This window comes from Terrabacter sp. MAHUQ-38 (assembly GCF_014518425.1).
Lineage (GTDB): Bacteria > Actinomycetota > Actinomycetes > Actinomycetales > Dermatophilaceae > Terrabacter.
In genome coordinates, this window is record NZ_JACVCU010000003.1 from 748,327 (window position 1) to 767,576 (window position 19,250).

Here is a 19,250-nt window from a genome sequence, read left to right on the forward strand (position 1 = left end):
TCGGCCATTAGAGGGAGTCCATCATTCGGATGCCACCCGGACCGATGATGACGATGAAGAGCGCCGGAAGAATGCAGAACATCAGCGGGAAGAGGATCTTGATGGTGACCTTCTGGGCCTTCTCCTCAGCCTTCTGACGGCGGACAAGGCGCATGTTGACTGTCTGCTCCCGCAACACGCCGGCGATGGGCAGGCCGAGCCGGTCGGCCTGCACGAGGGCCGTGATGAAGTTCTTCACCTCGGGAAGGGTCACGCGGGCGCCCATCGCCGAGAACGCCTCACCGCGAGACTTGCCGATCTGGATTTCGGAGAGCACGCGAGCGAACTCGCCCGCGATCGGGCCATCGACGTTGCGCGCCACCTGAAGGAGCGCGGAGTCGAAGCCCTGGCCGGCCTCGACGCAGACGCTGAGCATGTCGAGCGCGTCGGCGAGGCTCTTGCTCGTCTGCTCCTGGCGGCGGAGCGCGACGTTCTTGATCAACAGGTCCGGCAGGAAGAAGAGACCCATCCCGGCGCCCAGGGCGTAGAGGATGCTCACCGCTTGGAACTGGCCGTAGAAGGCGCCCAGCACCAGACCGACGAGCAGGGCGGCGCCCTTGGCACCGAGGATTCGCTCGACCGTCCAGCCCGCCGGGTTGCCGGCCTGGTCGAGCATGAGCGAGTAGCGCTCGTCTGTGCCACTCGGCGAAAGCGCTCGGGCCAGGCCCTTGGTGCGGTTGAGGATCGGCGTCACCAGCCTGTCCTTGGCCGCGAGCTCGGTGGTGACGACGCTGCGGCTGTCGACCGAGCTCTCGATGAGCATGAGGGACTTGGCGACCCCGCGGGGCTCGCCCCCACTGAAGCTGACGCTGAGCACGGCGATGAGCAGCCCGAGGCCAAGCAGTCCGGCAGCGAGGTAGATGGGGTTCACGTTCACGTCACACCTCGATCTTCACGACTTGGCGCATCCAGAGGATGCCGACACCGAGGGAGACGAGGCCGAAGACGCTCATGAAGAGACCGGGCGTGGTCGTCCAGAGCAGGCTGACGTACTCGTAGTTCACCCGCATCATGTAGAAGAACAGGAAGATCGGCAACGCCACGAGGATGTAGGCCGACAGGCGTCCCTCAGCCGAGAGCGTCGCGACCTGGCGGTGCAGGGCCTCCCGCTCGCGAAGCGTCCCCGCCGTCGTGCGGAGCGTCTCGGCGAGGTTGCCCCCGACCTCCCGCTGGATGCGGATCGCCATGACCGTCCACCGCATCGACGTGCTCTCCATGCGGTTGCCGATGCGCTCGAGTGCGTCCGGCATCTCTGTGCCGATGCGAGTCTCGGCGAGGGCCCGGCTGAACTCCTTGCCGGCCGGCTCGGCGGCGTCGCGCGCGACGGCCTCGAGGGCCTGCGGCAGGCCGAAGCCGCTGCGGAGGCTGGTCGAGACGAGCAGCAGGATCTGCGGCAGCTGCGCCTCGAACTTCTTCGACCGCCGGCCAGCAGCGAAACGCAGGCCGAGTGGCATGGCGATGACGCCGAAGACCCCGCCGAGGATGAGCCCGACGATCTTGGCCTCCCCGGCGAAGACGAGGCCGAGAGCCGCCGCGACGATCACCGCGACGATGCGCAGGACGAGCCACTCGCCGGCACGAAAGGGGAGATCCGCGCGCTCGATGAGTGCCATGGTCTTGCTCGTCGACTTGCGGTCCTTCATGACGCGGTCGCCCATGTCGAGCAGCTGCGCCGTGATCGTGCTCTGGGCCGCCTTCATCTCCTGGCGGGACAACGCGACGGCGTCACCGACGACGTAGGCGTCGATGGAGGCGACGCGGCGCTCACGCTTGGTCTGGAGCGTCGGCATGAGCGAGGTCGAGAGCACGACGAAGAGGGCAAGTGCGAGCAACCCTCCGGCGATGTACGGCGTGCGGTCCTGGAACGTGACCGGACGCAGCCCTACCGCCCCCGCGGCCTGTGGCGCGGGCGTCGGACCAACGGCAGGAGCCGACGGCGTCGGCGTCGGCGTAGGCGCCGCACCGGGAGTTCCGAAGTCGACCTGACGGGCGAACCGGAAGCTCGTGGCGTTGGCGCGGCCGGAGAGGTCATAGGCGTGTGTGCCCCTGAGCGACCTCGGGATGGATACCGTGAACTGCACTTGGCGGTTGAGGGCCTGCGCCGAGGCCTGGAAGGCGGAGGACACGGCCGCGGTGTCGTCAGCAGAGACGACCGACCCGCCGTTCGCCGCAGCGAATGCACGCAACGCCGCGGTGGCGTCGGGGTCGTTCGACTTGAAGCGCACGACGTCGACGCGGACGTCACCGGCCTTGACCTTGGCGACCGCCTCCTGGAGGGCTTTGGCCTTGTTGTCGGCGACGGTGTCGGCGCCGTCGCTCAGCAGCACGATGCTGCGGTCACCCGCGCCACCGAGGGCCGCTGCGGCACTCAGCATGCCGGCATACAGGCTCGTGTCGCCACGAGCAGCGAGGCCGTTGATGACGCGCTGGGCGGCCGCACGGTCCAGTGTGGGCACGAGGTCCACGCCTGCGGTGTTGGCGAACGAGGCGACCCCGACCTTGACATCGGCCGGCACCGTCCTGAGATACGTGGCGGACGCCTTGCGAACGGTCGCCATGCCCTGGGAGCCCATCGAGCCACTCGTGTCGATGACGAGCATCGCCTTGCGGTCGAGCCTCTGTGGCTGCTTGAGGGTGGCGGGGTAGCTCACGCCGTCGATCTTGACGGTAAGGCTGCCCGACTCGATGCGCACGTCGCTCTTGCTCCGCAGCGTGATGACGCCGGAGATCGTCGACGACGATGCGGTCGTGCTCGCCTTCACGCTGCTCAGGCCCACGGTCACCGGGTCCTCGGCCCGCGCGGCGCCAGCGGGCACGACCACGAGGCCGACCGCGAGAGCGGTCAACCCCGTGACGAGCCGTCGGGTCGCGCCGATCACAGCGCGGACCGCGCGAAGAGCGAGACGGGGAGCTCGACACCCACGTCCGCGAGGTCGGATGTGAACTTCGGACGGATGCCGGTCGGCATGAGTCCGCCGAGGAAGCGGCCGTTCTCGTCACGGCCGGCGCCGTAGTTGAACGTGAAGATGTCCTGGAGCGTGATGACGTCGGACTCCATGCCGACGACCTCGGAGATCGCGACGATGCGGCGGGTGCCGTCCTTGAGGCGCGACTGCTGGACGATGAGGTCGACGGCGCCGGACACCTGCTCGCGGATGGCCCGAACCGGCAGCTCCACGCCCGCCATGAGCACCATCGTCTCGAGACGCGCGAGGCTGTCTCGGGGCGAGTTGGCGTGGACCGTCGTGATGGAGCCGTCGTGGCCGGTGTTCATGGCCTGCAGCATGTCGAGGGCGGCGCCATCACGAATCTCACCGACGATGATGCGGTCGGGGCGCATACGCAGGCAGTTCTTGACGAGCTCGCGGATCGAGATGAGGCCGCGACCCTCGATGTTGGCCGGGCGGGCCTCCAGACGCAGCACGTGCTGCTGCTGGAGCTGGAGCTCGGCCGCGTCCTCAATCGTGACGATGCGCTCGTCGTGCGGCAGGAAGGAGCTGATGACGTTGAGCGTCGTCGTCTTTCCGGAGCCCGTGCCGCCGCTGATGATGATGTTGCGGCGGCCCTTGACGCACGCGTCCAGGAAGTCACGGACGTTCGGCGTCATCGTGCCGAACGAGATGAGGTCCTTGGCGGTGAACGGGTCGGCCGAGAACTTTCGGATCGTCAGCATCGAGCCGTCGAGTGCGATCGGCGGCACTACCGCGTTGACACGCGATCCGTCGGGCAGGCGCGCGTCGACCATCGGGCTCGACTCGTCGACACGGCGCCCGACGCGGCCGACGATCTTGTCGATCGTTCGGCGCAGGTGGGACTCGTCGGCGAAGCGGGCGTCGACGGGGTAGATCTTGCCCGCACGCTCGATGTAGATGTCGTCCGGGCCGTTGACCATGATCTCGGAGACCTCTGCGTCACGCAGGTAGGGCTCGAGCGGACCGTGGCCGAGGATGTCGTCGGAGACGTCCTGCGCGATCCGCGTGCGGTCGGAGTGCGACAGCGGCGTCTGCTCGAGGTCGATGACCTCCTGCAGAGTCGTCCGCACCTGCGAGGCGAGCTCGGTCTCGCTGAGGTTCGGGTCGTAGAGCCGCGGACCCAGGGAGGCGACGAGCGCCTGGTGCACGCGCTCCTTGACCTTGGCGAACGGGTCGACACCGCGCCGACGGGCGGGCTCGCCGTTGTTGCGCACGGGGGAGTGGTTGTTCGTGGCGGGCTCGACGATCTGGCTCGCCCGGGCGCGGTCGAGGCGGTCGGCCAGGTTGCTCATCGCTTGCTCCTCAGCAGGCCGAAGCTGCGCTTTGCGCCGTTCTGCAGTTCCTCACCGAAGCGTCGACGGATCTCGTGGTCGGCGAGGTCGCGGATCGCGAGCGACACCGGGTTGCGCGGGTCGTCGATAACCAGGGCGACACCGCGGTTCACGGAGGCCGGAACCGTGAGGCTGTTGGGCACGTTCGCCGAGATCGGCGTCTTGAGTGCCGCCTCGACGTCCTCCGGCTTGAGCCCCACCTTCGCGTCGGAGCGGTTGAGCACGATCGTCCGCGACTCCTTCGACGCGCCGAGCGTGTCGAGCGTGTTGATGGCGATGCGGAGGTTCTTCACGGCGGGGATGTCGAGCGTCGCGATGAGGACCGTGAGGTCGCTGACGTCGAACGCCGCCAGCACGTGCTCGGTGAACGACGGCGGTGTGTCGACGAGGACGTAGTCGTACTGGCCACGGGCGACACGGAGCAGCTCGATGACGACGTGCGACGGCACGCGGTCGGCGTCGGCGGGGTCGGCCGGCGCCGCGATGACGTCGAGGCCGCTCTCCTCGTGACGGGTCACGACGGACTGCACACCCTGGTCGTCGAGATGGCCGCTCATCGCCACGACGTCGCGGACCGAGCCGTGCGGCTGGAGCTGGAGGCTGATCGCGACGTCACCGAACATGAGGTCGAGGTCGACGAGCAGCGTCTTTGCCCCCGTCGACGCGAGGTAGACGGCGAGGTTGGTCGACATCGTCGTCTTGCCGACGCCGCCCTTGGCGCTGAAGACGGTGATGATCTTGCCGTCCCGGCCGCCGACGTGCGTGCCGTGTCCGCTCAGCTGCTGCGTGAGGGCCACCGAACGCCGCACCGCGTCGGCGAGCGCGTTCTGGTCGTCCGCCTGGACGACTTCACGGACGCCGCTACGAAGCGCCTGCGCGAGGGCCGTGACGTCGAGACGGTGACGGAGCAGGATCACGCCGAGCTCGGGCCGGTCGACACGCTCGCGCTCGGCGAGCTCGCAGGCCGAGTCCAGGTCGATATCGGGCCCGATGACGACGAGCGACTGGTTCGAGTCCTCCTCCAGCGCGCGACTGACGCGAGGGCCGGAGTTCAGCTGGACGGCGTCGCCGCCGAGGGCGAAGCGGTACGTGTCGGCCGCGGCGGGGTCGAAGTCCCAGAGGATGGTCATTGGCCCGTCACCGCATCTCGCAGCTGGAGGTCGGTGACCTCGTCGGATGTGTTGAGCTTGACGTCCGAGCCGCGGAGGCCGGCGTAGAGCTGTCGGTTGTTGATGCCGTGGATGAGAACGGTCGCGTCGGCCGGCTTGACCGCGACGGTGACGAGGTAGCCTCCGCTTGCCCCGGCGGCGGTCGCTGGCTGCCCCTCGACGGCGGGCTGTGCCGCCTGACCGCCCAGCGGGGCGTCACCCATGGCGATGACGAGCACATCGGGCAGGAGAAGGCTCGTGCCGTGGACGTCGTTCTCGTTGAGGATCTTCGCCTCCGGCGTGTCGCGGAGGTCCTTGATCTTGTAACCCTGGTACAGCGCGATGTGCGAGCCGGGCGTCACGAACTTGCCAACGCGCGCGGGGTCGGAGAGGGCCACTGAGATCGCGAGCATCCCGCTGGGGACCTCGATCGCCTTCGTGCCGACCGGCGTCGTTCCGAAGCGTGCCGACAGCAGATATTCGCCCGGCGCGATGTCCGAAACAGCGAGCAGCGCGTTGTTGTCGGCGTTGATCTCCTGGAGAGCGCCGAGTGGTACTGCCTTGGCCGCAACAGCGGTCTGAGCGATGAGCCCCGTGCGCTGTGCGTCCTTGAGCGTCGTGCCGGACGGGATCGGCGCCTGTGCCACCCACACAGGCGAGGGCGACTCGGCGGCGATGGCACGGGCGTCGGCGTTGCGCGCGTACATGATGACGAGCGCGCCGCCGCCAATGGCCATGGTCAACGCCACGACGACGGCAAGGATTCGACGGTTCATGCTGAGTTCCCCCCAGAGAAGTTCATGTGATGCGTAGCTGGTCAGCCGGCCGGTGCCACGAGGCTGGCGCCGAAGTTGTTTCCCGGCGTCGGGGGCACGATCGTCCCCGGTCCGGTGAGGGTGCCCGTGACGTACCAGCCGGACAGGCACCGATCGCCTCCGCTGCACGGGACGACGCCGCTGCGAAGGCTTGCCGCCTCCTGGGAGCCACCGACCTTGAATCCGGTCAGGTAGAACTTCGCCCAGCCGATGACGTGGTAGTACGAGTTCGCGCCACCGCCGGTAGCGCCGGTGCAGTCGGGATAGCCGGAGATGCCTCCCGTCGGCGTGGACGCGGCCTTGACGAGACAGTCGAAGATGGGCAGCTCGACGACGGTTCCTCGCAGCGCCGCGATGGCGTCGTAGCACCCGCTGGGGGGCGAGCTACCGGTGTTGATCGACGCCCAGTCGTTGATGCTGACGGCAGCAGCGCAGTTACCCGCGCTGTCGTCCACATACCCGAATCCGCCCGCGGTGTCCTTGCCGTTGATGGCGCAGGGCACGGTGGTCGTGCTCTTGAGGTAGATCGTGATCTCCGCCGAGGCCGCAGGCCACGGGGTCTGCCCCGACGTCGTCCCATAGCCCGGAGCTGGGCCGGCAGGGCCGGTCTGGTAGACGGTGCCGTTGCTCGTGTTGTTCTTCCACTCGCACTCGGAGACGACGATCGGCACCTTGGCGGTGTACTGACCAGGCGACCCCCAAGCGGACCGCGCGCACGCGTAGACCGTGCTTCCGGCGTTTGCGGCGTTGCCCGTCAACGCTTTGGCGAAGGGGGTGAGCACCGTGCTACCCGCCGACGTCTCAGTCTTCGTCTTCACCTCGACGTACGGGATGCCGGACACCAGCCATCCAGGCGTCTGCGGGCACTTGGAGAGCTCCGCGGCGTTGCCCGCCTCGCACGTCGCCGTGATAGCCGCGACGCCGTTGGCGCAGACGCTCGAGATCTCCGACAGCTGGTCGTTGGCGTTGGCGTTGGCGAGTGGCTTGATCGCTGTCCGAGCGCCGGACGTGGAACACGCCGTCGCGTCTTGTTTGGCACACAGCTGGGCGAGAGCCATGGCAGAGGCGTCCGCACCGTTCTGGAGCTGGCGGCGCTCCGACATGATCTGACCGACGTCGACGCTCAGGGCCAGCATGCCCATGACGGCGCCGGACGCCATGATGACGGTGACGATGACCGCGACCGCACCGCGCTCACGAACCTGCGCTGCATGACGCGCCCGCAACTTCATCCCCCACATCGCATGACTCCGTTCGCTGTCACGGGGCCGTTGAGGCCCCAGTTGCCGCCGATCATCTGAATAGCCGGCTTCATGACGATCCAGTTGAACGTTGCCGTGACTTGGACCGTGGCGTTCGACGACGTGGCGGGGCAGGTGACCATGACAGACGCGGCCACCCCCGGCACACCGGCCGCCCCCGCGAGAGCACGTTGCGTGATCGCGGTCATGTCGGAGGCGGCCGGATTCGGAAGGACCACGGCCGCCCGCGCGCCCTCGCGGGCGGCGTTCGTCACCTGGATCTGAGTGAAGAAGTACCGGCCGAAGTCGACGATGCCGGCGATGACGAGAAACAGCACAGGGAGGACGATCGCGAACTCCACGGCCGACGCGCCGCGTTCAGTTCTGGCCATGCCAGATCGCCCTCCCCAAAGTTGGTCCTGCAGTCCACTGCCCCCCTGGCGTGGACGTCGAGCTACGTGTCAGACCTGCGTCGCAACGTTGTTGAACGTCGTCGACAGGTTGTTGCCGAGCAGTGTCACAGCAGCGATGATCACGACGGCGATCAGCGCGACCATGAGGCCGTACTCAACGGCGGTGGCGCCGCGCTCGGACGTGAGACGGCTTTGGATCTTTGCAGCGAGCTTGGTCATTTCGGTTTTCTCCCTGACTGGTGGCCCTGCGGGCCGAAGTACCTGGCTTGCGCTGAGTCCGTGACCCCGCGCTCACGAACCAGATACGGGCGCGAGGCCGATCCCCCCGGCCTCGCGCCCGTATCGGATGGTCAGACCTGAGTGGCGACGTTGTTGAACGTCGTGGACAGCTTGTTGCCGAGCAGCGTGACCGCGGCGATGATGACGACGGCGATCAGCGCGACCATGAGGCCGTACTCGACGGCGGTCGCACCGCGCTCGCGGTCGAGCATCGTCTGGACCTTGGTCTGGATCTTGGCAGCAATCTTGGTCATGATGAAGGGTTCCTCCCAGTGATGCAGGGCCACCCGATGTGCCCCCCGCTGATGGAAGATTAAGTGGGTCTTGACGGCGTGTCTCGAAAATGCTTGAAAGATGACGACACGGGGCCCAAACTTCACCTTTGGGACGCAACGGGGTGACACCGTGGAGCGGTCGGGGACGGCCCCCGGCGCGCGCAGCAGCGCGCTACGGCACCAGATCACGGAGGACCGTTGCCAGGCATTCCCCGCGCACGAGCTCGGCGAGCACCGGCCCACCTGCTCATCCTTCTGACGCTCGGCCTGCTGACGATCCTGTCGGCGGCGCTGACGATCGTCGGGTCCGATGCGTTGTGGCTTGCCGCCCTCGGTGATGAGATCCGCCGCGACGGCGCGATTCCGGCCGGAATCCCTTTTGCGTCAGCACTTTCCGCAGACTGGGTGAACACGACGGTGCTCGGTCAGCTTGTCTTCTCGCTCGTCCACGAGGCGGGGAGCCTGGGAGTCGTCTTGGCACAGGTCGTGGTCGTGGCACTGGTGCTCTCCACCCTCGCGTGGGACGCGACGTCACGCAGATCGAGGGCGGTGGCGACTTCGGCCGTGCTCGTCGCCGTCGCCATCGGCGCCGCTGCGCCGCTGCTCATCGCACGCGCGCAGCTGCTGTCGCTCCTGCCGTATGCCGTCCTGCTCGTCCTCGTCCGACGCCAGCACGACCACCCGTCCACCGCGATCTGGTGGGCGGTCCCGCTCGTCGCCCTGTGGGGCAACCTGCACGGCGCCGTCCTGGCCGGTGTCGCGGTGCTCGGCTGTTACCTCGCCTTCTCCCGCCTGCGGCAGTCCCCATTGACAGCCGTCGGTGTCGGCATCGCTGCCCTGGCGGCAACCTGCCTCAACCCGGGTCTGCTCGGCGCACCCCGCTACTACCTGGGAGTGTTCGGCGGCGAGGCGACGAGCGACGACGCGGGGATGTGGAGCCGGCTGAGCCTCTCCAACCCTTTCGACGTGCTGCTGCTGCTCGCCGCTGTCGTGCTGGCGTCCGTGGGCTTCCGACGCCGCAGACCTGTCTGGGAGTACGCCGCCGCGCTGGGGCTCGCTGTGGCCGCACTGCTCGCCGCGCGGCACGGCATCTGGCTGCTCCTTTTCCTCGCGGTCCCGGCGGCGACGACGTGGAAGCGTCCCGACCACGAGGAGGGCGTCACGACTAGACCGCCGAAGGCGGTGCCTGCCGTGACTGGCATCGCCTGCCTCACCGTGGCCACCGTCGTGCTCGGGCTTCGCGCGCCGACTTTCCGCGCCGCGGACGCAGAGGCGGCCCGGATCGTCGAAGCGACCCGGGGTCAGGTCGTTCTCGTCGCCGAACCGCTGGCCGAGTCCCTTGCCGCAGCCGGTGCCAAGGTCTGGGTCAGCAACCCGCTCGACGCCTTCACGCGCGCCGACCAAGCGGCATACCTTGCGTTCATGAAGGGCGACGCCGACGGCGGGCGCTCAGCGCTCGAGCACGCCGACGTCGTCGTGGCGTTTCCCAGCTCGACCCAGGCGCGGGCGGCGCAGCAAGCGGGCATGTCTCGCATGACAGCTCTTGGGAAGTACGTCCTGCTCAGGCGCTAGACCGGAAGCGTGCGTGCGGAGGCGAGCGCTCTCACCCCGACACACCGCGGACTCGATGGGTCGCTCGTAACGACGCCCGACCAAGCGAACGTGGTCGGCCGGGTCCGGGGCTCGGCCTAGGGGCCCGGCCGCGCCTCCTCGGTGAAGACAACCAAGATGTTCCCGGCGTACCAGAACTGTGCAATGACCAGTGCGACAACCGCCACTGCGAGGAGCCCCACCGTGCCACGGGTCGCCTTGACTGGTGTCCCGAGAAGGATGACGACCAGCGTGGGCACGAGCAACAGGTAGCGGAACACGGCGGGCAGGAGTGGCGTGAACCAGAAGAGGTAGACCAGGTAGGCCAGGGACCAAGCCCGCAACTCTGGGCCCCAGATCCGGCCGCGACGCGTCACCAGGTTCAAGCCGAACAAGACGACGAACGCGATGAGCATGAGGAGCCCCGGTGCACCGAACACGTCATACACATCGCGAAACCAGCCTTGGAAGAGCTCTCGTTGGTCAACGGTTCGGCCGGTACCCGCTTTAAGGCCGATGAACAACGACGCTGTGAGCATCCAGAGCGCGGCGCCCGCGACGCTGGCGACGCCCATGGCACAGAGGACGGCTGCGCTGCGTCGGTCTTGCCGCCAGAACGGGCCCTCCGCGCGCCAACGCGCGACCGCGTGGGCCAGGACGACGAACGCCAGTGGCAGAGTCACGAGCCGCGTGTACGCGAGCAGGACCACCATGCTCGTCGCCCACCCGTATCGCCTGTCGGCCAACAGATTCAGAGCTGCGAACAGCACGGCCAGCGCCAATGACTCGCTGTAGGCGATCTGGAGCAACGGTGCGCTGATGAAGAAGCAGGAGAGCGTCACCGTGACGAGGGCCAGAAACGGTCCGCCGTACCGCCGGACAAGCCGGTACATCAGCATCATCGCGACCGCGCCAGCCACCACGCTGACCAGTGATGCAGCCCAGTTGAACGGCAAGCGGGTCACCGTCATGACGCCGCGAACCAGCAACGGATAGACGGGCGGGAAGGCCCACGCCCACAGGGCCTCACCTTCCTCTGCGCTTCCAGAGGCCGGCACTTCGTAGCCGCGCGTGGCGATGCGCCAGTACCACTGACCGTCCCAGTTGGCCACGACTCCGCCATAGCCAGGAGCCGCTGGGGTCGGATCAAACACGTGGTAGTCGGAACGGGTCGATGTGAGGGCGACCTGTCGCCGCGAGGCAACTGTGATGATGAGCGCGTCGACCAGGCGAGAAACCGCATAGACCAGGAGAGGGACGAGATACCAATGCCGCGAGTCGCCCAGTCGACGGCGGCCCGTCTCGTCGTTCGTCACGGCACCGGAAGTACGGCTCGCCTCTACCGACATCTGCTCCCCGTTCATGTCGCAATCGCCCGCCACGATGCCATCGAACGCCGCGCCGCGCCCCACGTTCGCACAAATCGGACCCGCGGCCAGCGCACGATGATGAGGTCGCGACGCCGGTACAGTCGACCGGTCGGTCGGATCAGGAACATTCGAGCATCCGCGGGGAGGAGGTGAAGGTGTTGCGAACCTCGGTCATCGTGGTGGGGTTTGGGGCGGAACCCGGGCTCGAGACGTGCCTCTCAACATTGGCTGCGCAGGTCGGTGTCGGCGACGAATTGGTCGTGGTGGACAACGGGATCCACCACGTCGACGAGAGGCGAAGACGGTGGCCCGCCACTGTGCGCCTCGTGCGGCCAGGCCAGAACGTCGGTTTCGCAGGCGGGGTGAACGCCGGAGCGACAGAAGCGACCGGCTCGGTCCTCGTCTTCGTCAACTCCGATCTGGTCGTCGGAACCTCAGCAGTGCGGCGCTTGGTCCAGGTCGTCGAAAAGGACCCCTCAGTCCTCGCCACGGGCAGCCTGCGGCTCTCCTCCGACCCGCTGACGATCAACTCGGCGGGCAACCCAGTGCACTTCACCGGCATCGCCTGGGCGGGCGGGTTCGGTCAGCCGGCCACGGCCCACGACGCGGCGCGACCGGCCGCCTCCGCAAGTGGAGGCTTCATGGCCATCAGCCGGGCCAAGTGGGAGGCTCTCGACGGCTTCAATTCGGACTACTTCATGTACCACGAGGATGTGGAGCTGAGCCTGCGAGCCTGGATGACTGGAGGCCGGGTCGAGTACGTGCCAACCGCCGTGGCCATTCACGACTACGAGTTCAGTCGCAACGTCCTGAAGATGTACCACCTCGAGCGGAACCGGCTCATCACCGTCACGACCGTGTACCCTCCCGACGTCCTCCGCAGAGTTGCCCCAGCTCTCTTCGCGGCGGAGCTGGGACTGCTGGTGCTCTCTGTGATGCAGGGTTGGACCCGGCAGAAACTGCGTGCCTACGCGTGGCTCTGGCGGAACCGACATCGGCTTCGCGCGCGCCGTGCTGAAGTTCAGGCGTCATTCACGGCGCCCTCGGAAACGTTGACGGATCTTCTCTCCGCCCACATCGACCCGGCCGGCTTCGGAGCGGTGCGCGGCCTCGGCATGATCAACCGTTCCCTTGCGGCGTACTGGAGCCTCATGCGCCTGCGCTGACGCCTCAGGTCAGATTTCGCGTTCGCCTGACAGTGCGTCGGTCCTGAGTCAGCATGTCTGAGCAAGGGGCAGAGCGCCCCGAACTGTCATTTTCGGGATGGGCACGTGACTCCTCAGATCGGCGCCGTACGGGCGCCCGCTGGCCAGAAGGTGCTCATCGTCGTGCCGGCATACAACGAAGAGGCGGCGTTGCCAGGCGTCCTCCGCGAGATCCACTCGGCCCTTCCAGACTGTGACGTGCTCGTCATCGACGACGGGTCGACGGACCGGACCGCGAAGGTGGCGGCGACGCATGCGGTCGTCGCGCGACTTCCGTTCAACGTCGGTGTCGGCGGCGCCATGCGCACCGGATTTCGATACGCGATGGAACGCGGTTACGGCGTCGTCATCCAGATCGACGCGGATGGCCAGCATGATCCGTGGCAGGCAGCCGCCCTCATCGCCGGATTGGCCGAGGCGGATGTTGTCGTCGGGACACGGTTCTCCACTAGTGACGTGGCCTGGATCCCCGGCCACCGACGTGCTGCCATGACAGTCCTGGCCCGCACGGTCTCCGGAATCGTCCGAACCCGCGTCACCGACTCGACGTCTGGGTTCAGGGCTCACTCCAGCCGCGCCATCAGGCTCTTCGCACAGCACTACCCCACCGAGTATCTGGGCGACACGGTCGAGTCGCTGGTCATCGCCCATCGGGCGGGCCTGCGAATTGCGGAAGCGCCGGTGTCCATGCGTGAGCGCACGCTTGGGACCGCGAGCCAGGGCACGGCTTCCTCCGTCCGCTACGTGGCCAGGGTGCTTGCCTCGACCTACTTGGCCCGCATCCGATCTTGGCCCATCTCTGGTGAGGCGGCCGCATGACAGGCGGTTTCTGGCTTGCCGTCGCCGGCGCCATCGTGTTGGTCGGCGCCATCGTCGAGATGGTCCGGCGACGATACATCCGCGGCAAGTTCGCGCTCACTTGGCTCCTCGTTGCAAGCCTCACATCTGTGCTAGCGGTCGCGCCGGGGCTGCTGGATCTCCTGGCAGCTGCCACGGGCGTCGCCATCCCACTCAACCTGCTGTTCTTCGTGGGCTTCCTCGGCCTCGCACTCATCGTCATCCAGCTGACTGCGGAACACAGCCGACTGGAACGGAGGCTGTCAGTCCTCGCAGAGCAGCTGGCCCTCCTCACCGCCCAAGAAGAGGCGCGACGCGTGCAGCCGTCGAGTGAGCCCTACGCCTGAGTGCCGAGAGCTCTCGCCATCGCCTGCGGCGGCCGCAGTTGAACAGGCGAAGACTGCCGGGTGTCAGCGGCGGAACGAGAAACGGCTGTGCGCGAACCAGCTGCAGACCGCGCTCAACGTGAGAATGATGGCCTGCGCGCCGATGACGGGCATTCCCAGCGCTTCGACTCCGAACGAGAGGAGCGCGGCTGTCATCAGCATGTTTGACAGGTGCACCGTTTCAAAGCGCCACAGGTCCCTAAGCAGGTTCCCGGTGACCTCGAAGACCAGCCGTCGGTGGGAGACGAAACCCACGAGCACAGTCGTCACGTGCGTTGCGACCACAGTGCAGAGGTAGCCCCAGCGCTCACCCAAGGTGTACTGGAAGAACACGAAGGCGCCGAAGGTCAACGCCGCGTTGGCGGCTCCGGTCACGACGAACCGAACCCTCGTGTCGCGCAGCGCCAAGGCGAGCCAGCCGAGATCAGCGTCTGCAGGACGAAGGGACACCGCGCGCGTCACCGGCATGCCTCCCTCGTCCTGTGCGTGACAGAAGCCTCGTGCAACTACCCCGACGAAAGGATGATGACCCAGCCACACCCTCGGGCGCTCGGAAATGGTCAAAACCGGTCACGGTGGCGCGACGCGCCTTGACCCGCGCCACGTGCAACGATGCGTGCTCAGTCACCCCGCGATCGGAGCCATGCCCGTCATGTCAGCCATTGCATTGGACCGACAGCGCCCAAGATGGGCCGTGGCCGCCTGCCTCATGCTGGCGTACCTTGCAATGCGGACCGTCAACCTCCTGGAGCTCTGGGCAGCATCGTCCAGCCAGGCCGCCAGTGGCCGGCCCAATTCAGAGGGACGTCCCTCGGAGTATTTCGTCCACACGGCCACGCCAGCGCACCCAGGCCTGGCCGGGGTTTGGGCAAACTGGGATGGCCAGTGGTATGAGCGGATCGCGATGGAGGGATATCCCCGCTCCGATGAGATCGGGTCCGCGAACGACGCGTGGGCCTGGGCATTTCCCCCAGGGTTCCCGCTGGCAGCACGGGCCGTCATGGCGGCCACCGGAATGACCTTTCCCCATGCGGCCGTCGCACTCAATCTCGTGCTTGGAGCAGTTGCGACACTTCTCGTGTACCTCATGCTTCGCGCGGGGGTGTCGACCTTTCTCGCGGCCGGGGGCGCGCTCGCTTTGAACGCGTTTCCATCGGCACCCTTGTTCATGCTGGCGTTCAGCGAAGCCCTCGCACTCGTCCTTGTACTAGGCGTCCTCATGGCCACGATCGCGCACCGACACTGGGCGGCGATCCCGCTGCTCCTCCTGCTCAGTCTGACGCGACCCGTCGCGGCGCCGTTCGCAGTCGTCTTCCTGGCTCATGGGCTCGCGCACTGGAGGACTGACGCCTCAGGCAGGACAAGAAGACTCCTGCCGATCGTCTTGGCGGCAGTGATCGCACTGGCATCACCTTGGACATGGAGCTTCATCGCGGCCCGCTACGCCGGCCCCGCCGAAGGACCGGCGGAGTCCGGCCTGCAACGGACTCAGTCGATTCTGAAGGGCTTCGAGTTCGGATGGTTCGGGGCGGTGTGGCGATCGAGCGGCTTGGCTGGCCTTACCTTGCTGGTTCTCGTGACCGGGCTGGTGCTGGTCGTGGCTGGGTTGGGTGTCAGGCGGTTGGGCCTTCCCCCCGAACTCGTTCTGTGGGGTGCTACCTACGTGCTGTTCGTGCTCACGGTCACGCCCCTTCATCCCGCGGTGGTGCGCTACCTGCTCCTGGCGACACCGTTGCTCGCTGTGGTGCCGGTGTACGCCGCTGCTACCCGCCGGACGGTCGGGGTCATGGCGGCCCTGGCTCTCATCACCGTCGGACTCTCGTTGCAATGGGTCTGGATCCGATACCTCTATATCCTCGACCCCGCGCCCGCCCTACTGCCTTTCGCGGCGTAGCTGGCCCCGCCCCGGCTCGGATTCACACCTTCGGCGGCACCGAGACATCGCCGTTCGACCGCGTCCGCTCAACAGCGTCCTTGATGCGCAGGAGACCGAGCCAGTAAGGGAGGATGACAGCCTGATATCGCGTCTCCGGGACCAGTCGTTTGGCCACCCGCAAGGGCAGCCTCAAGGCCCGATGGCCGAGACTCATGACTCTCCGGATGGCAACGACGCGGTCGTCGCTGGGGATGTTCCCGTCACGCGCTCCTGCACGGACTCCGGCGAAGTAGAGGTCGAAACTTGTAGGCATGTACCAGAACCTGTGCTCATCGAACAGGTCTGCCAGTGGGAGGGACCTGAAGTCAGCCTCTGAAAGGTTCCGGTAGTAATCGATCCCCTCGGACTGCGTACCGGGGCTGTCGCCCACGCGGGACCGCCGGGTTCCATGCTCAGGCCTACCAGTCGAAGCACACGTGAAGGCAACCACTCCGCCTGGCCGCGTCAGCCGGGCCATGTTGAGGAACGTGGCCTGCCAGTGCGGATCGTGCTCGAAGCACTCGCCTGAGATGGCCAGGTCATAGCTGCCCGACGGCTCAGCGATCTCATGGCCAAAACTGACGATATCCACTCCGGGACCGTGGACGAGATCGACGCCGACGTACTCGCGGGCTTCAAAGATCGAGCGCACCGTGCCATTTACGTCGTAGGAGCCGATCTCCAGGACCCTGCCACCCGCAATCAGGTCGCCATTCACGTCGGCAACTGCTTGAAAGAAGGCCAACTGCTCTTGGTGACTCATGGGCGAGAGCGTATCCATGGCGCATCCGGTTTGGGCGCACATATCCACCCTTGCACCGGGTTAGACCGACCAGACCGGGGGTCGGGCCCGCACGACACCAGCCGCTTCGCGGCCCGAGCCGCTCAGCGGGATGAACGGTGAGGCCGCGGCCGCCTCCACGACAGGACGCGCCGGGGCGGCGCGATCGCGGTACGCCGGGCCTCGTCCTCGCGGAGCTGCTGGAGCAGCGTCCTCGGCTTCGGCGGCGGCCAGTCCCGAGCCCGCGGGTCAGACGTGTCGATGTAGAAATCGGTCCAGCCGTGCTCGTCCCGATAACGCAGCTTGCCGTCGCCGACGTAGTACCAGCCGGCCCCTTTGTCGCTCATGATTCCCCCAAGTGATCCGTGTCGATGGGATCTCCCCTCCCACGCCAAATGTAGAGGCATCAACCACATGCAAACTACCGATGTCTGATTAGTCCGATTTGACCGAGCAGCAAAGACTTTGGCCGATCCCGCTGCCACCTGCCGCCGCACCAGCTGCCTCTGAGGGCGCGCCGGTCGGGTGTGCAACCGGAGGCGGCCGCCGGTTCTCGGTAGACTTGTCGTGGTTCGCGGCGAAGATGCTCGTGTCCAGGGTGTGCCGGGAAGTCTGGTCGGCGTCCGATGACCCATCCGCCCCGAAGGGATGCCGTGGCCACCGACCCTCACTCCACGCCAACGAGCCCGACCGCCCGAGGCGAAGCCTCGAACCATGACCGTCTGCTGGGTCGAGGCTCGTGGCGCGAGGCCCGTTACGTCGCCGACCTGCTGCGCGCCGAGACCGTCGGTGGTGCGCTCCTGCTCGCCGCCGCCGTCGCGGCCCTGGTCTGGGCCAACTCACCCTGGCGAGACGCGTACGCCGGTCTTAGGGACAGCGTGGTCGGACCGCACGCCCTGCACCTCGAGCTGTCTCTGGGCACCTGGGCGGCTGATGGCCTGCTCGCCGTCTTCTTCCTCGTCGCCGGCATCGAACTCAAGCGAGAGTTCGTCGCCGGTGACCTGTCCGACCGGCGCAAGGCGGCGCTACCGATCGCAGCGGCGGCATGCGGCGTGGCGCTGCCGGCCATTCTCTTCGCCGTAACAGCCATCCTCCTGAGTCGTGGTGGAGACGCCAACGACCTCGGCGGCATACTCCGGGGCTGGGCGATCCCGACGGCCACCGACATCGCCTTCGCACTGGCGGTGCTCGCCGTGATCGGCACGCATCTCCCGAGTGCCCTGCGGTCCTTCCTCCTCACGCTCGCCGTCGTCGACGACCTCATCGCGATCACGATCATCGCCGTGTTCTACACGGAGGCCGTCAACCTGCTGTGGCTGCTGGCCGCGGCGGTCCCGCTCGTCGCGTGGCGGCTCCTGCTGCGCCACAAGCTGACGAACCCGTTCCTGCTCGCCGTGCCTGCCCTGCTCGCATGGGGCTTCGTGCACGCGAGCGGCGTCCACGCCACCGTGGCAGGCGTCCTGCTCGGCCTGCTCGTGCCGGTGAACCGCGATGTCGAGGACGACCCGGACCTGCAGTCCCTCGCCGAGCGGCTCGAACACCGGCTCCGCCCGTTCTCGGCCGGCTTCGCCGTCCCCGTCTTCGCGTTCTTCGCCGCGGGCGTCACGGTCGTCGGCGGAGGGCTCGGTGCAGCGCTGCGCGACCCTGCGGCGATCGGCGTCGTCGTCGGCCTCGTCGTCGGCAAGGCCGTGGGCATCCTGGGCGGCACGTGGGCCGTCGCCCGGTTCACCCGGGCGGAGCTCGATGAGGACCTGTCGTGGACGGACGTCTTCGGGCTGTCCCTTCTCGCGGGCGTCGGCTTCACGGTGAGCTTGCTCGTCGGCGAGCTCGCGTACGGCAACGGCTCGGAGCGCGACGAGCACGTCAAGATGGCGGTGCTCGGCGGCAGCCTCATCGCAGCCCTCCTCGCGACGGTCGTCCTCCGCCTGCGCAACCGGCACTACCGCCTCGTCGAGGTGAGGGAGACCGTCGACCACGACCGTGACGGGGTGCCTGACGTCTACGAGCGCGAGGGGTAGGCACGTCGCGTGACGCAGCCTGCGGTGCGTGTCCGGGTACGGACTGCACAGTAGGGTGGCAACCGGTAGGCGCGCCCGCGCCGTGACCTTCGAGAACCGAGGAAGTGAGCCATGAGCACGGATCCCCGGCAGGAGCGGACACTGGGCCAGCTGGTCGCGTCCGCGACCCAGGACATCTCGACGCTCGTACGCAGCGAGATCGCCCTGGCCAAGGCGGAGATCTCGGTTCAGGTGAAGAAGGCCGGCGCCGGCGGCGGCCTCCTCGCGGGTGCGGCGGTCATCCTCTTCTACTCCGTGTACTTCATCTTCACGACGATCGCCGAGGGCATCCAGGCGCTGGGGCTCCCCCGCTGGCTCAGCTTCCTCATCGTCACGGTCCTCATGCTGCTCCTCGCGGCGCTGCTCGCTCTGCTCGGCGTGCGGAAAATGAAGACGGTCAACCCGAAGCCCGAGAAGACGATCTCCGAGGCACAGGAGACCGTCGCCGCGATCAGGGCGGCGACGGAGCACCCGGGCACGGTCGTCCCGGCTCCCAGACCCGAGTGGGACCGCAAGGACATCCCCGCGTCCGCCCACGCGCCCACGGCGCAGGCCGACCCATCCCGCGACGCCTGACCAGAGCCACGAACGCCATC

20 protein-coding genes are annotated in these 19,250 nt (G+C 67.5%); 7 read left to right on the plus strand and 13 right to left on the minus strand.

Features of this window, described 5'->3' with window-relative positions; all coding sequences use genetic code 11:
* Nucleotides 1-7: 7 nt before the first annotated feature.
* From H9I49_RS14450 to H9I49_RS14490, 9 genes are all read right to left on the minus strand, one after another.
* Nucleotides 8-916: a type II secretion system F family protein gene (locus H9I49_RS14450; RefSeq protein ID WP_188031041.1), complete on the minus strand. Its 909-nt coding sequence runs from the start codon at nt 914-916 to the stop codon at nt 8-10.
* A 1-nt stretch (nt 917) separates the two neighbouring features.
* A complete protein-coding gene (locus H9I49_RS14455; protein WP_188031042.1) occupies nt 918-2,918 on the minus strand; it encodes a type II secretion system F family protein in 2,001 nt (666 codons plus the stop codon).
* On the minus strand, nt 2,915-4,303 hold the full coding sequence (locus H9I49_RS14460; RefSeq protein WP_188031043.1) for a CpaF family protein: 1,389 nt from the start codon (nt 4,301-4,303) through the stop codon (nt 2,915-2,917). Before H9I49_RS14460 ends, H9I49_RS14455 begins: the two co-directional genes overlap by 4 nt.
* Complete coding sequence (locus tag H9I49_RS14465; protein WP_188031044.1) at nt 4,300-5,472, minus strand: AAA family ATPase; 1,173 nt, start codon at nt 5,470-5,472, stop codon at nt 4,300-4,302. The genes H9I49_RS14460 and H9I49_RS14465 overlap by 4 nt, the downstream gene beginning before the upstream one ends.
* Nucleotides 5,469-6,266, minus strand: a complete 798-nt coding sequence (locus H9I49_RS14470; protein WP_188031045.1) for a Flp pilus assembly protein CpaB — start codon at nt 6,264-6,266, stop codon at nt 5,469-5,471. Before H9I49_RS14470 ends, H9I49_RS14465 begins: the two co-directional genes overlap by 4 nt.
* Before the next feature lie 41 nt (nt 6,267-6,307).
* Nucleotides 6,308-7,537: a pilus assembly protein TadG-related protein gene (locus H9I49_RS14475; RefSeq protein ID WP_188031046.1), complete on the minus strand. Its 1,230-nt coding sequence runs from the start codon at nt 7,535-7,537 to the stop codon at nt 6,308-6,310.
* A complete protein-coding gene (locus tag H9I49_RS14480) occupies nt 7,534-7,938 on the minus strand; it encodes a TadE/TadG family type IV pilus assembly protein (protein ID WP_188031047.1) in 405 nt (134 codons plus the stop codon). Before H9I49_RS14480 ends, H9I49_RS14475 begins: the two co-directional genes overlap by 4 nt.
* Nucleotides 7,939-8,007: 69 nt before the next feature.
* Nucleotides 8,008-8,178, minus strand: coding sequence for a Flp family type IVb pilin (locus H9I49_RS14485; protein ID WP_188031048.1), 171 nt, complete (start codon nt 8,176-8,178; stop codon nt 8,008-8,010).
* Nucleotides 8,179-8,309: 131 nt separating this feature from the next.
* Complete coding sequence (locus H9I49_RS14490) at nt 8,310-8,492, minus strand: Flp family type IVb pilin (protein WP_188031049.1); 183 nt, start codon at nt 8,490-8,492, stop codon at nt 8,310-8,312.
* A gap of 219 nt (nt 8,493-8,711) precedes the next feature.
* On the opposite strand from H9I49_RS14490, the gene H9I49_RS14495 reads away from it, so the two are divergent.
* A complete protein-coding gene (locus H9I49_RS14495; protein WP_188031050.1) occupies nt 8,712-10,085 on the plus strand; it encodes a hypothetical protein in 1,374 nt (457 codons plus the stop codon).
* Between the two features lie 116 nt (nt 10,086-10,201).
* Here H9I49_RS14495 and H9I49_RS14500 read toward each other — a convergent pair whose 3' ends face one another.
* Nucleotides 10,202-11,515 carry a hypothetical protein gene (locus H9I49_RS14500; RefSeq protein ID WP_188031051.1) on the minus strand — a complete coding sequence of 438 codons (1,314 nt, stop codon included), beginning with the start codon at nt 11,513-11,515 and terminating at the stop codon, nt 10,202-10,204.
* Nucleotides 11,516-11,628: 113 nt separating this feature from the next.
* Here H9I49_RS14500 and H9I49_RS14505 point away from each other — a divergent pair, with 113 nt between their 5' ends.
* The 3 genes from H9I49_RS14505 (at nt 11,629) to H9I49_RS14515 (ending at nt 13,862) form a co-directional block, all read left to right on the plus strand.
* On the plus strand, nt 11,629-12,639 hold the full coding sequence (locus H9I49_RS14505) for a glycosyltransferase family 2 protein (protein ID WP_188031052.1): 1,011 nt from the start codon (nt 11,629-11,631) through the stop codon (nt 12,637-12,639).
* A gap of 162 nt (nt 12,640-12,801) precedes the next feature.
* Nucleotides 12,802-13,497, plus strand: a complete 696-nt coding sequence (locus H9I49_RS14510) for a glycosyltransferase family 2 protein (RefSeq protein ID WP_370587591.1) — start codon at nt 12,802-12,804, stop codon at nt 13,495-13,497.
* Nucleotides 13,494-13,862 (plus strand): DUF2304 domain-containing protein, encoded by a 369-nt coding sequence (locus H9I49_RS14515; protein WP_188031054.1) that lies wholly within the window; start codon nt 13,494-13,496, stop codon nt 13,860-13,862. Before H9I49_RS14510 ends, H9I49_RS14515 begins: the two co-directional genes overlap by 4 nt.
* Nucleotides 13,863-13,925: 63 nt before the next feature.
* Here the strand turns inward: H9I49_RS14515 and H9I49_RS14520 are convergent, their stop codons facing one another.
* Complete coding sequence (locus H9I49_RS14520; RefSeq protein ID WP_188031055.1) at nt 13,926-14,369, minus strand: GtrA family protein; 444 nt, start codon at nt 14,367-14,369, stop codon at nt 13,926-13,928.
* Nucleotides 14,370-14,595: 226 nt separating this feature from the next.
* On the opposite strand from H9I49_RS14520, the gene H9I49_RS14525 reads away from it, so the two are divergent.
* On the plus strand, nt 14,596-15,795 hold the full coding sequence (locus tag H9I49_RS14525; RefSeq protein ID WP_188031056.1) for a hypothetical protein: 1,200 nt from the start codon (nt 14,596-14,598) through the stop codon (nt 15,793-15,795).
* Between the two features lie 22 nt (nt 15,796-15,817).
* Here H9I49_RS14525 and H9I49_RS14530 read toward each other — a convergent pair whose 3' ends face one another.
* Together H9I49_RS14530 and H9I49_RS14535 are read right to left on the minus strand one after the other, a co-directional pair.
* Entirely contained in the window at nt 15,818-16,579 is a 762-nt protein-coding gene (locus H9I49_RS14530) for a methyltransferase domain-containing protein (protein WP_188031057.1), read from the minus strand.
* A 122-nt stretch (nt 16,580-16,701) separates the two neighbouring features.
* Nucleotides 16,702-16,944, minus strand: coding sequence for a hypothetical protein (locus H9I49_RS14535; protein ID WP_188031058.1), 243 nt, complete (start codon nt 16,942-16,944; stop codon nt 16,702-16,704).
* 279 nt (nt 16,945-17,223) lie between these two features.
* Here H9I49_RS14535 and nhaA point away from each other — a divergent pair, with 279 nt between their 5' ends.
* Both nhaA and H9I49_RS14545 read left to right on the plus strand, forming a co-directional pair.
* Nucleotides 17,224-18,615, plus strand: coding sequence for a Na+/H+ antiporter NhaA (nhaA, locus tag H9I49_RS14540; protein ID WP_188031059.1), 1,392 nt, complete (start codon nt 17,224-17,226; stop codon nt 18,613-18,615).
* A 111-nt stretch (nt 18,616-18,726) separates the two neighbouring features.
* Complete coding sequence (locus tag H9I49_RS14545) at nt 18,727-19,230, plus strand: phage holin family protein (protein WP_188031060.1); 504 nt, start codon at nt 18,727-18,729, stop codon at nt 19,228-19,230.
* Nucleotides 19,231-19,250: the final 20 nt, after the last annotated feature.

What these genes read in the sequence shown, in the direction of transcription:
- nhaA (WP_188031059.1), top strand. Translation starts at nt 17,224, where the DNA reads ATGACCCATCCGCCCCGAAGGGATGCCGTGGCCACCGACCCTCACTCC.
- H9I49_RS14490 (WP_188031049.1), bottom strand. Translation starts at nt 8,492, where the DNA reads ATGACCAAGATTGCTGCCAAGATCCAGACCAAGGTCCAGACGATGCTC.
- H9I49_RS14465 (WP_188031044.1), bottom strand. Translation starts at nt 5,472, where the DNA reads ATGACCATCCTCTGGGACTTCGACCCCGCCGCGGCCGACACGTACCGC.
- H9I49_RS14520 (WP_188031055.1), bottom strand. Translation starts at nt 14,369, where the DNA reads ATGCCGGTGACGCGCGCGGTGTCCCTTCGTCCTGCAGACGCTGATCTC.
- H9I49_RS14535 (WP_188031058.1), bottom strand. Translation starts at nt 16,944, where the DNA reads ATGAGCGACAAAGGGGCCGGCTGGTACTACGTCGGCGACGGCAAGCTG.
- H9I49_RS14480 (WP_188031047.1), bottom strand. Translation starts at nt 7,938, where the DNA reads ATGGCCAGAACTGAACGCGGCGCGTCGGCCGTGGAGTTCGCGATCGTC.
- H9I49_RS14515 (WP_188031054.1), top strand. Translation starts at nt 13,494, where the DNA reads ATGACAGGCGGTTTCTGGCTTGCCGTCGCCGGCGCCATCGTGTTGGTC.
- H9I49_RS14475 (WP_188031046.1), bottom strand. Translation starts at nt 7,537, where the DNA reads ATGAAGTTGCGGGCGCGTCATGCAGCGCAGGTTCGTGAGCGCGGTGCG.
- H9I49_RS14470 (WP_188031045.1), bottom strand. Translation starts at nt 6,266, where the DNA reads ATGAACCGTCGAATCCTTGCCGTCGTCGTGGCGTTGACCATGGCCATT.
- H9I49_RS14485 (WP_188031048.1), bottom strand. Translation starts at nt 8,178, where the DNA reads ATGACCAAGCTCGCTGCAAAGATCCAAAGCCGTCTCACGTCCGAGCGC.
- H9I49_RS14545 (WP_188031060.1), top strand. Translation starts at nt 18,727, where the DNA reads ATGAGCACGGATCCCCGGCAGGAGCGGACACTGGGCCAGCTGGTCGCG.
- H9I49_RS14460 (WP_188031043.1), bottom strand. Translation starts at nt 4,303, where the DNA reads ATGAGCAACCTGGCCGACCGCCTCGACCGCGCCCGGGCGAGCCAGATC.
- H9I49_RS14530 (WP_188031057.1), bottom strand. Translation starts at nt 16,579, where the DNA reads ATGAGTCACCAAGAGCAGTTGGCCTTCTTTCAAGCAGTTGCCGACGTG.